The following is an 11,985-nucleotide window of genomic DNA, read 5'->3' as shown; positions in this document are numbered from 1 at the left end:
TTTAACGACCTTTTGAGACAGCCTCCATTCATGTGCATACCACTTTTCAAATCAATCCAGAAATTACCGTTTTCGTAATACCTCTTGCTCATACTTTTTCACTTCTTCTAACCATGTCTCTCTTACAGGCACGCCCATATAATCACAATAAGCGTCCCATACTGCCCCAAACGGATATGTTTTAAACTCCTCGATGAGTGCGAGTCTTTCTGTAAAGTTTCCGCTTTCCTGCAACTGCTTCAGGTAATCGTTTGGCATTAGCATCGCATATAACAATGCTTTAATCATATTGCGCGTTCCGATAACCCAAGCTGCAATCCGGTTGATGCTTGCATCGAAAAAGTCCAAGCCAATCATCACACGCTCCAACGCCTGATTGCGAACAATCTCTAGTGCAATTTCTCTTAGTTCCTCATCAAAAATAACAACATGGTCACTATCCCATCGAACCGGTCTCGATACATGCAATGCGAGTTTATCAAAGTAAAGCAGTAGAGCAGAAATTTTATTAGAAATTGTTTCCGTTGGATGAAAATGTCCTGTATCCAGTAAGTATACCTTTTTATTCGTTAGCGCATAACCTAAATAAAATTCATGAGAGCCGACAACATATGACTCCGAACCAATTCCAAATAATTTACTTTCGACTGCATCAATATTATAAGTTTCATCTATCTCTTCGGCAAAAATTTGGTCTAATGAATCTTTTAATCGCTGTCTTGGTGTTAACCGATCACTTGGAATATCCTTATATCCATCTGGAATCCATATGTTTGTTAAACAAGGAGTGCCGAGTTGTTTACCAAAATACTCCCCAATTTTGCGACTCGCAATACAATGACGAATCCAAAATTGCCTGATTTCTTCATTCGGATGGGATAATGTAAGGCCATCTGCCGCTTTTTCATGAGAAAAAAGCGTTGGATTAAAATCTAATCCTAACCCATGTTCCTTGGCCCAATTCACCCAATTCCCAAAATATTCCGGTTCTAATTCGTCTCTTTCTACTACTTTTCCTTTTGTTTCTGCGTACATCGCATGCAAATTCACACGATGCTTACCTGGAATAAGTGATAGTGCTTTTTCTAAATCTTGTCTTAATTCTTCCGGTGTTCGTGCTTTACCTGGGTAGTTACCAGTAACATCAATTCCGCCAGATAATTCCGCCTTTTTCACCTCAAAACCTGATACATCATCCCCTTGCCAACAATGAATCGAAATAGATACACTTTTTAATTGATGAAATACTTCATCAACATTAATTCCCCATTTTTCATAATCTTGTTTCGCTCTGTCAAAGTTTTCTTTTCTCATACTCTGCCCCTCTCCTTTTTCGATACAAATCGCCGTAATGGAAAAGAACGTTTGATGATCGTCCTTGCTTGATCCAGCGTTTGAATGTCACCAAGAGCCATAAGCTGTACAACAATATTTCCGATCGCTGTCGCTTCCACTGGTCCAGCGTACACCTCTTTACCAGTCACATCTGCAATCATTTGATTCAATAATTCATTTTGACAGCCGCCGCCAATAACATTAATTTGACTAAACTTTTTCCCAACGATCTCTTCAATCTCTTGGATTGCCTTTTGATAACTGACGACTAAACTATCAAAGATACATTTTGCCACTTGCCCTGGTGTTCTTGGTACAGGCTGATTCATCTCTTGACAATATTTTTGGATTTCTTCCACCATATTATCTGGCTTCAAAAATCTTCCGTCATCTACATGAATAATAGAGGTAAATTCTTTCTCTTCTCGAGCCATTTCTACTAATTGTGCAAAGGAATACCGATCCCTGTAATTCCTTTTCACTTCTTGGATCATCCAAAGCCCCATTATGTTTTTTAAAAATCGAAAACGATAATCGATGCCACCTTCATTGGTAAAATTGCATTTCAGTGCATCAGCTGTACAAATCGGGTCATGATTTTCCACACCAATTAATGACCATGTACCTGAGCTGATATAAATTGTATTTTCTGATTCCGGAACAGCAATAACGGCAGAAGCAGTGTCATGAGTCGCTGGTAAAATCACCTTCATATCAAAGCCAAATTCCTTGACCAATTCCTTTCTCAAATTTCCTAACAATGTTTTTGGCGGATGAATGGGTTGAAACATCTCTTCATTGATTCCAAGCTGCCGCAATATCCGTTTGTCCCATGTCCGTGTAAACGCATTTACTAATTGAGTGGTGGTTGCATTCGTGTATTCATTGACTTTTTTCCCTGTCAATAAGTAATGGAAATAGTCAGGAATCATTAAAAAGGTTCTGGCCTGCCGTAAAAGTTCAGGGTTGGTTTGCTGGATGGCATACAACTGATAAATTGTATTAAATTTTTGAAACTGAATTCCTGTGTCAAAATATAACTGTTCTTTTCCAATAATTTGAAACGCTTTCTCCATCATGCCATCGGTGCGTGGATCACGATAGGCTACCGCTTCGGTCAACAGTTGGTCTTCTTCATCCAACAGAACAAAATCCACTGCCCACGTATCCACACCAATACTTTCCGGCTTTATCCCTATTTCCTGGCATGCGTGTATTCCTTTTTTGATCTCTTGAAATAAGTGTTCAAGATCCCAACAAAAATGAGATCCTTTTTGGATAATATGGTTGTCGAAACGATAAATCTCATTAATCTTTAACTTTCCCTCTTCTAACCTTCCTGCAATCACTCTCCCACTGGACGCACCAATATCTACAGCTAAACAATGCTTGCTCACTTCAATCCCCCTCATCAGAAAGCGCTTACCTACTAACACATATGTTCATCGCGCTGGAGATTTTTTTATTACTTTATCTCCAAACGCGATGATATGGATTATCTAGTAAATGCTGCCGGCACACCGCCGTCTACAGTCAGCATGCATCCGGTTGTTTTCTCAGACTTGGAAGAAGCAAAAAAGGCAATGGCTTCAGCAATGTCTTTTGGATAAACATTCACTAATAATGTGGTCCGTTTCCGGTAATATTCCTCTAGTTGATCTGGTTCGATTCCATATGCTTTCGCCCGCTCCTCGCGCCAAGCTGAATTCCAAATTGCAGATCCTTGCAACACTGCATCAGGAAGCACAGAATTTACACGAATACCGTATTGTCCACCTTCTACTGCAATGCATCTTGCTAAATGCATTTCCAATGCCTTTGCAGCGCTGTATGCTGATGCATTTTTGCCCGCATATACCGAGTTTTTGGAGCCGACAAATACCATACTTCCGCCGATTCCTTGTTTTTTCATTTGTTTAAACGCTTCTCGTGCAACAAGGAAATATCCTGTAGCGAGCACATCCATATTCAAATTCCATTCTTGTAATGTCGTTTCCTCCAATGGACTGGAAGTCGCAAGCCCCGCGTTATTGACAACGATGTCCACTCCACCGTAAGTCAACACTGTTTGCTCAAAAGCGGCTTTCACTTCCTCTTCTTTTGTCACATTCATTTGAACGGCAATAGCCCGTCCCTCTCCATATTTCTCATTAATTTCCGCAGCTACCTTTTCTGCTCCTTCGATGTTCAGGTCAGCTACTACAATATGTGCTCCTTCTGACGCAAAACGACGACAAGTTTCGCTGCCAATACCGCCAGCTCCCCCCGTGACAAAAGCAACTTTCCGCGAAAATTCTGCTTCAGGCGGCGCAAGGGTCAATTTGTAAAGCTCCAACGGCCAGTATTCAACATTATAAGACTCTTTTTCATCTAAGGAAACGAAGTTTCCTAGCGATGTTGCCCCTTTCATTACCGCGATAGCCCGATGGTATAGCGCGCCACTAACGTTCGCCATTGCTAAACTTTTACCTGTATTAACCATACCAATACCAGGAATGAGTATTACACGTGGCGCCGGTTCAAACATTTGGTCTCCTTCTTTTCTATTCCGTTCGAAATAAGCCTTATATTCTTCTTTAAATCTTTCAATTCCCTCTTTCACTTTTTCTATTAATTGATGAACATCGTTTGTTTGCGGGTCCCAATCAACATATAAAGGAACACGCTTCGTATGTACCAAATGATCGGGGCAAGCCGCACCGATTTGTGAAAGCACAGGAGCTTCATAACTATTCACAAACTGCAGAACATCATCTGAATCATCATATGACAAAATCATCCGCTTTTGATCACTAACTGCTCCGCGGATAATTGGCATCACTTGCGCCAAAATTTTCTTTCTTTCCTCTGCTGAAAGCGCCTTATACTTTTGTCCGCCAAACACAGAAGTTTCATCAATTTGTTCTCGTATATATTGTTCCGCTTCGTTAATGATCGAAATGGTTTTTTCATAACACTCTTTTGCTGTTTCTCCCCAAGTAACTAGGCCATGTTTTTCCATTAGTACTAACTCGGCATTTGGGTTATTTTTGACTCCTTCTGCGATCATTTTTGATAATGTGAACCCTGGGCGAACATATGGAACCCAAACAAACCGATCCCCATATATCTCTTCGGCAATCTGCTTCCCGTTATCGGCACAGCAAATGCTAATAATGGCATCTGGATGAGTGTGGTCGACATGCTTAAACGGCAAAAAGGCGTGCAGCAATGTCTCAATAGACGGGCGGGGATGTTTCGGGTTAATCATACAATGCGATAAATATTCGACCATTTCTTCATCAGTCATTTGCTCACGTTCGATTAATGGACGAATATCTTCTAGTCTCAATCCTGTAAAATGCTGCTTCTTCATTGTTGCTAAATCAGAGCCGCTACCCTTTACCCACATCACCTCGATATCGCGACCTCGGAAATCTTTTTCAATGGTTTTCATCGATGTGTTCCCGCCGCCCCAGTTACAAACAGAGCGATCTGCTCCAATCAAGTTAGAGCGATATACTAGTTCGTCCAGCCCTGTGCAGAGCTGTGATGCCTTTTTCTGATCCCATAAACTTTTAACCATACACCTCGCCACCTTTTTATATTTTTTGATTAATATTATTATATTTTATTTTTATTTATTTTTGAATATATTTATTTATTTGTTTTTTATAAATTAAAAATGTTGATGTTTCTTTGAATGTATATAATCATTCAATTATCTAATGGATAAGCCATCGTAGACAATAGTGCTAGTTCCGCTTGTGTGGTATCCAGCCTGCTGTATTGCACAATAATCGGAATATCGCTTTCTATTTCTAAAGCGTATGGAACACCTGCCGGTATTTTTTTGCTTCCCTTCTCAAGAGAACTAGTGCGAATATGTCTTGTCCGTTTTCCTTTGACAGTGACAGAAATTTTTTCTATTGGCTCTTGATCTTCAAAATAAATCGTGATGTCAATATGGGCGTCTTGTTCATGCAAGTTCACTACACAAATCGATTCGTGACTGATTAATTTCCCCGAACTGTCTACCGGAATATACCCGTCTGGAATAACCCAATGTGTTGCCCCTTTTCTACTCATTTTTCTTTCCTCCTTACTTACCCTTTAAAATATCACTTACATCGTTTCTTCTAACGATGAGGTCGAAGCATACAACTCTCCGTTCTCCTCACTTCCATAACGTTCTCTTTCTATTTCTTGAAGTGTTTTCCCCTGTGTGCGAGGAGCACCAACAATCCCAACTACTGCTGCAATGATTAGAAATATAATCATCATATTTCCCGCAACACTAAACCCGAGCTTAGAGATAATCGTCGGCATCACGATAGACCATATACCTACAGCAACACGCGCGACAAAAAACATAAATCCTTGAGCTCTTGCACGATATTTGGTTGGAAACAACTCGCTAGCCCATAATCCATAAAACGCTTGTGCCCCAAAACCTGCAGAACAACCCCACAGAAAAACGAATAAAAGCAAAACTGGAATTGTCATTTTCGCATATACCAGTAATACCCAAGCAACAATACCCATGATAGCAGAAACAGCGTATATCGCCCTACGACTTTTCCTATCCCCTAACCTCATGAAGACAAAGTATGTAGAAAGGACGGTAAAAATCCAAAGAACTGCTTGCAACAAGTTCGCAGTGCTTGCAGACAATCCACCGACGGTCTCATAAATATATGGCATAAAAAAGCCCATCGCCCCCGCTGTTAAATTCCAAAACAGATAGACTCCAAGTAAAAGAAGTAACGCCCTACGATTTACTTTTTTGCTAAATAATTCCCTCAAGGAAGTATTGGAATGTTGACCAATAGCCCGCAATGCTTCCTGTTTTGCTTTTTCTTCTTTCCATATGGACGATTCCACTAAACCTCGTCGTATATACCATGTGATGAATGCGATTACAAATAGATGCGCAAAAATAAGACGGCTACCGAGAAGACCTAGAGGTGCTAGTAATACGGAAAGCAGTAATGCCGCTACTGGTCCCAAGGACCAAGCTAACTGCGCTGTTCCTGTATGTGCTGCCCTTTTTGTATGCGGCGCCTCTTCAGCTATATACGTCCAAGAAGCCGGAACACCCGCTCCCACTGCCAAACCAGTAATAATGTAACCCGTCAACAACATAGGGAAATTTATTGAACAGATAATAAAAAACATTCCAAGCATGTACACGAGCAAATCATAGGTATAAATGAATTTGCGACCATACTTATCACAAAGATAACCACCTAATAAAGCACCAATCGCAGCTCCAAATGCATTTGCACTCACAGCACCCAATAATCCGATTTCAATGTCATTCAAATGCAAATACTCCACCCAAAGAGATAATCCTCCAGCTCCAGCAACGATTGAACCCGCTTCAATATAATTCGACATCGCCACTGAAATCGTTGCCTTCCATCCTTTGGTTTGCTTGATGCCAATATAACCAGACATTGTTTTCTCCCCCTTTGTTTTTTAACTAAATTTTAAATATAAATAAAATATTCGGAAAAATGTTGAGATACTATCATTTTGATTCTCTTCTAAGATATTCTATTTATCCCCACCTTTTTTGTTTATGTTTATTTTAAATTATATTATATTTTTGTTTTTATTTGAATATGTTATTTTTATTTGTTTTAACTATATTACTTATAAAAGTCTCATCTATTCGTCATTGCTTTACTCGTTTTCTTATTATCTTTTCCTTTTCCTTACATAGTTGCATCACTTTATGTAAAAGCAGTATGATTAGTTCATACGATCATAATAGAAAGGAAGGGAGATAAATGACCAAACAACTGCCGCCAGGCCAATTTGAAACGGAAAAATGGCCGATTCTCCATGAGGGGGATGTCTATCAATTTGATGAATCAACATGGGAATTCCGCTTATTTGGGGATGTGAAAGAAGAAGTCTCTCTTTCCTATCGGCAAGTAATGGAGCTGCCAAAAACGATATCGACGATCGATATGCATTGCGTGACCACGTGGTCAAAGTTTGATACAACGTTTGAAGGAATCGCTTTTCGCGAGTTTTTGCGCTTTGTTGAGCTGGAGCCGGATGTAAAATATGTGAAAATTTACGGCTATTTGAACGGAGACCGCTTCGGCTATTCGGCGAACTTGCCGCTTGAAGCGCTCATGGGCGATGACGCGTTGTTTGTGTACCGCTGGAAAGATAAACATCATGACTGGCAGGATATTTCCCCGAAACATGGCTATCCGCTCCGCTTTATTCCGCCCGCATCGTTTTACTTATGGAAAGGGGCGAAATGGGCGTCAGGCATCCGGTTTATGAAAAAAGACGAGCCGGGATATTGGGAACAGCGCGGCTATTCGATGACCGCCAATCCGTTTAAAGAAGAACGCTTTGCCAATCCGGCCGGCACGTTTAAGTTATGGTGACGGAGCTTTCCGAACGAAAAACGAGGACCGCTTCGCTCAGGAAGGGTCCTCGTTTTATTATGACTAAACATGATTGACTGCTGTTTGTTTTTGTAGCCAAGGGCTGAGCCGGGCAAACAAAAGCATAAAGACAATGGTAATCATGACGCCTTTTACTGCATTAAACGGAAGGATGGCAGAAACGACGAGCGCTTTTGTTTCCGGCGCGCTCATCGCCGGAGCGCCTAGAAAGATCGTATATGCCGGCAGAAACACATAGTAGTTCAATACGCTCATCATCAACGCCATGACGGCGGTGCCAGTGGCTAACCCAGCCAGCATTCCTTTTTTCGATTTTGTTTTATGATATACGTAATATGTCGGCAAAATAAACGTAATCCCGGCCATGAAGTTGGCGATATGCCCGACCGGAACGCCGGTAGGACTGCCGACCATGAAATAATTCAGCACATTTTTTAGCAATTCAACGAGCACTCCCGCCAGCGGACCGTACAAAAGCGCGGCGATCAATGCCGGAACGTCGCTGAAATCCACCAATAGAAAGTTTGGAAACGGCGGAAGCGGAAAGTTTAACAGCATCAGCAAATACGAGATGGCACTAAATACCCCAATCAAGACAAGTGCGCGGACATTCATTTTTCTCATGTCGATTCTCCTCTCCTTCTCGTGATTCATCCTCACAAGAAAGAAGGCTGCCATCTTGAGCGTCAAATAAAAAACCCTTAAGTGCTCACACTTAAGGGAGAAAAAGGGTATGCTCAAATAGACGTTCGAGCGCGCCGCATTCGAACGCCGGCAAACCTTCATCTTCTCCCATCCAGACTATACTGTCGGCTCCGGACTCGCACCGGATCCTGCCTTGCGGCTCGCGGGCTGAGAAGCGCAATCGCTTCATCACCGCCGGTCGGGAATTTCACCCTGCCCCGAAGATGAATCGTATATTTTTTATATGCGATTGTACATTTAGTATACAATTTTTATATAAATTCTGTCTACCATTTTTTATGCAACAAAGTTTTTTATTTGCACAACATTTTTATGATAAAATAAAAACGGAAAAAGATAGCAAATAGTAAGGAGAGTGGCTAGATGAAACAGGAAATCATCGAACGCTTTACGAAATACGTTAAAGTCAACACACAATCCGACCCAAACAGCGACACTTGCCCTTCCACTCCTGGCCAGCTGGAGCTTGGAAACATGTTGGTGGAAGAATTAAAAGCAATCGGCATGAAAGACGTGACAATGGATGAAAACGGATACGTAATGGCAACATTGCCGGCGAATACAGATAAAGATGTGCCAACCATTGGCTTTTTAGCCCATATGGACACAGCAACCGAATTTACGGGAGCAAACGTCAATCCGCAAATCGTCGAAAATTATGACGGCGGCGATATCGTCTTAAACGAATCGTTAAACATTGTCCTGTCGCCAAAAGATTTCCCGGAATTGGCCAACTATAAAGGCCATACGCTCATCACCACCGACGGCACGACGTTATTGGGAGCAGACAATAAGGCAGGGATCGCCGAAATTATGACGGCGATGGCTTATTTAATTCAGCACCCGGAAATTAAACACGGCAAAGTGCGCGTCGCCTTTACGCCGGATGAAGAAATCGGCAGAGGCCCGCATAAGTTTGACGTCGCTAAGTTCGGCGCTAAATTTGCGTATACGGTCGACGGCGGCCCGCTCGGCGAATTGGAATACGAAAGCTTTAACGCCGCGGAAGCAAAAATCACGATCAAAGGGAAAAACGTCCATCCGGGCACTGCCAAAGGAAAAATGATCAACTCGATGAAAATCGCGATGGAATTTCACGGACAGCTTCCTGCTAACGAGGCGCCTGAGCATACGGAAGGATACGAAGGATTTTATCATTTGCTATCCTTTCAAGGAAATGTCGAAGAAACCATGCTTCATTACATAATCCGCGACTTTGACCGCCAGCAATTTGAAGCACGCAAAGCAAAAATGCAGGAAATCGCGGCAAAATTGCAAGAAAAGTACGGAAAAGAGCGAATCATGATCGAAATAAAAGACCAATATTATAACATGAAAGAAAAAATCGAACCGGTCCGTGAAGTCGTCGATATCGCCTATGAAGCGATGAAAAACTTAAATATTGAGCCGAAAATTTCGCCGATCCGCGGCGGGACGGACGGTTCGCAGCTTTCCTACATGGGACTGCCGACGCCAAACATCTTCACCGGCGGCGAAAACTTCCACGGCCGCTACGAATATATTTCCGTCGACAACATGATCAAAGCAACGAACGTGATTATTGAAATTATCAAGCTGTTCGGGCAAAAAGCGTAACATAAAAGCTGGTTCCAAGCCGCTGTTTGGAACCAGCTTTGTTTTTCAGCGCAGTTTTTGAATGCGCCCTTCGATGTGGGCATCAAATGGCTGCGGAAGCTGTTTGATATAATCGACGAGCGCATCCAGATCGACCGGTCCCACTTCCCGATTTTTTCCCTCCGTAAATACCGTGAAGTTATCTCCTCCATCAGCCAGGAAGCTGTTCGCCGTAACGGTGTATTCCGCATTTGGATCGAGTTTTGCGCCGTTTGGCAAATAAATATCGACGACTTTGTCCCCAATCGGTTTGCTTGCGTCCCAAGTATACGTAAGACCGGAAATTTGCAGCATGCGCGTTTGATTCGACTGCCATTGTTGATTTAACAGTTTGCGGATTTGTTCTCCCGTAAGCGTCATTTTTACTAGTTGATTGCTAAATGGCTGCACGTTATACAGCTCTCCCCATGTCACTTCCCCTTGTTCCACATCGGCGCGAATGCCGCCAGGGTTCATAAAAGCGAAGTCGGTTTTCATCGCTGTCCGCTGCGCGTCCGCAATCAAGTTTCCTAAAGCCGATTCACCGCTCGCATTTTGCTCAGCGCTAATCGTCGTTTTTGCCGTGCCGACGACTTGGTTAATAATCGGCGCGACCTTTTCTTCATACTTGTTAATTAGTTTCGTAATCTCTGGATCAGGCTTAATGCTATCTTGATAGGTAGTCACGATTTCCGCTTTTTTCGCAACAACATCTTTTGTTCGCCGATCAATTTTTAAATCGACATCAGAAAAAGCAGTTCCATAAGAATACGATTGAACAAGCAGTTTGCCATCCACTTCTGCATTTAAATACGCATGATTATGGCCGGCAAAAATCACGTCGACTTCATCATCCACTTTTTTCGCAATTTCCACAATTTCACCACTCGCATTGGAACCATCTTTATTAGACACCCCTGGATTATGCGCAAGGACAACGATTGCACGCACTCCTCTCCGCTTTAACTGTTTCACCGCTTTGTTAATCGCTTCTGCTTCATCTGTGAATGTAACCCCCGCCACACCGCTTGGAGTGACGATGCTTGGCGTGTCGGACAACGTTACTCCGATAAAGCCAATCGGCATCCCTTTCACTTTTTTAATAACATAAGGCGGAAGAATCGGTTTGCCTGTCTTTTTATCTATTACATTCGCACTTACGTATGGAAAGTCGGCGCCACGAAAATAGCCGGTTTTTGGATGTGTACCGCCATAAATGAGGCGAAGCATTTCGTCGACCCCTTCATCAAATTCGTGGTTTCCGAGTGTTCCCACATCAAAACCCAGATTATTTAAAAATTCTATCGTCGGCTCATCCTGCAGCAGTGCCGATACAGGCGAACTAGCCCCAACAGCATCTCCCGCATGCACAAGAAGCGTATGCTTATTTTCCCTTTCCCGTTGTTTCAAATACGCAGCTAAATAATCCGCTCTCCCGACCGCTCTTCCTCCAACATTTCTTGTTACATCAAGCTGTCCGTGAAAGTCGTTAATTCCTAGCAATTGAACATCGATGTAACGGTGTTGATACGCATCCGCTTTCAGCTGTTTTTCTTCATCGCCAGCTTTTCCAGCCGCAAAGACATTTCCCGAAGCGATCATCGTCGATAACATCAAGGCAGGGACAGCCGTTTTCAGCCATTTTGAAGAAAATTTCATCACATTAATTCCCCCTTTTTGTTTTTCTACTATTCAGCATAATTTTTCGTTCTATCAAAATAATAGAGTCAAATGACTTATTTTCTGCTAAACTATTGTAAATTTTTCATAAATTTGTATAGTATTTTTTCTATCTAACTATTCGTGATTGTCTATGAATCTACGGAAAAATCTTTTGTCATTCACTCGCGTTTTATCCTAAAAGGTTGAATAACGTAATGCATAACAAAAATCATGAGTGTAAAAAATAGGATTGTCA

General features: G+C 42.1%; 9 protein-coding genes and 1 riboswitch. Of the genes, 2 read left to right on the top strand and 7 right to left on the bottom strand.

What is annotated here, in order from left to right:
• Nucleotides 1-63: 63 nt before the first annotated feature.
• The 5 genes from rhaA to BV455_RS18520 form a co-directional block, all read right to left on the bottom strand.
• A complete protein-coding gene (gene rhaA, locus BV455_RS18540) occupies nucleotides 64-1,314 on the bottom strand; it encodes an L-rhamnose isomerase (RefSeq protein WP_017434126.1) in 1,251 nt (416 codons plus the stop codon).
• A complete protein-coding gene (gene rhaB / locus BV455_RS18535; protein ID WP_033313578.1) occupies nucleotides 1,311-2,747 on the bottom strand; it encodes a rhamnulokinase in 1,437 nt (478 codons plus the stop codon). The genes rhaA and rhaB overlap by 4 nt, the downstream gene beginning before the upstream one ends.
• An 83-nt stretch (nucleotides 2,748-2,830) precedes the next feature.
• Complete coding sequence (locus tag BV455_RS18530) at nucleotides 2,831-4,900, bottom strand: bifunctional aldolase/short-chain dehydrogenase (protein WP_218687539.1); 2,070 nt, start codon at nucleotides 4,898-4,900, stop codon at nucleotides 2,831-2,833.
• A 131-nt stretch (nucleotides 4,901-5,031) separates the two neighbouring features.
• Nucleotides 5,032-5,403 carry a sensory rhodopsin transducer gene (locus BV455_RS18525; protein WP_218687538.1) on the bottom strand — a complete coding sequence of 124 codons (372 nt, stop codon included), beginning with the start codon at nucleotides 5,401-5,403 and terminating at the stop codon, nucleotides 5,032-5,034.
• A gap of 36 nt (nucleotides 5,404-5,439) precedes the next feature.
• Nucleotides 5,440-6,774 (bottom strand): MFS transporter, encoded by a 1,335-nt coding sequence (locus BV455_RS18520; RefSeq protein WP_218687537.1) that lies wholly within the window; start codon nucleotides 6,772-6,774, stop codon nucleotides 5,440-5,442.
• Nucleotides 6,775-7,109: 335 nt separating this feature from the next.
• Between BV455_RS18520 and BV455_RS18515 the strand changes: the two genes are divergently transcribed.
• Nucleotides 7,110-7,727: a sulfite oxidase-like oxidoreductase gene (locus BV455_RS18515; protein ID WP_218687536.1), complete on the top strand. Its 618-nt coding sequence runs from the start codon at nucleotides 7,110-7,112 to the stop codon at nucleotides 7,725-7,727.
• Between the two features lie 63 nt (nucleotides 7,728-7,790).
• On the opposite strand, the gene BV455_RS18510 is transcribed toward BV455_RS18515, so the two are convergent.
• The gene (locus BV455_RS18510) at nucleotides 7,791-8,372 is read right to left on the bottom strand and encodes an ECF transporter S component (RefSeq protein WP_081160196.1); all 582 of its coding nucleotides are present in this window, start codon (nucleotides 8,370-8,372) and stop codon (nucleotides 7,791-7,793) included.
• Nucleotides 8,373-8,528: 156 nt separating this feature from the next.
• Nucleotides 8,529-8,662, bottom strand: a riboswitch (FMN riboswitch).
• 154 nt (nucleotides 8,663-8,816) lie between these two features.
• On the opposite strand from BV455_RS18510, the gene pepT reads away from it, so the two are divergent.
• Entirely contained in the window at nucleotides 8,817-10,049 is a 1,233-nt protein-coding gene (gene pepT, locus BV455_RS18505; protein ID WP_218687535.1) for a peptidase T, read from the top strand.
• Between the two features lie 45 nt (nucleotides 10,050-10,094).
• Here the strand turns inward: pepT and BV455_RS18500 are convergent, their stop codons facing one another.
• The gene (locus tag BV455_RS18500) at nucleotides 10,095-11,726 is read right to left on the bottom strand and encodes a bifunctional metallophosphatase/5'-nucleotidase (protein ID WP_218687534.1); all 1,632 of its coding nucleotides are present in this window, start codon (nucleotides 11,724-11,726) and stop codon (nucleotides 10,095-10,097) included.
• Nucleotides 11,727-11,985: the final 259 nt, after the last annotated feature.

This window comes from Parageobacillus caldoxylosilyticus, from assembly GCF_019272935.1.
In the GTDB taxonomy this organism is placed as follows: domain Bacteria; phylum Bacillota; class Bacilli; order Bacillales; family Anoxybacillaceae; genus Saccharococcus; species Saccharococcus caldoxylosilyticus.
This window is presented reverse-complemented; position numbering and strand designations above follow the sequence as displayed.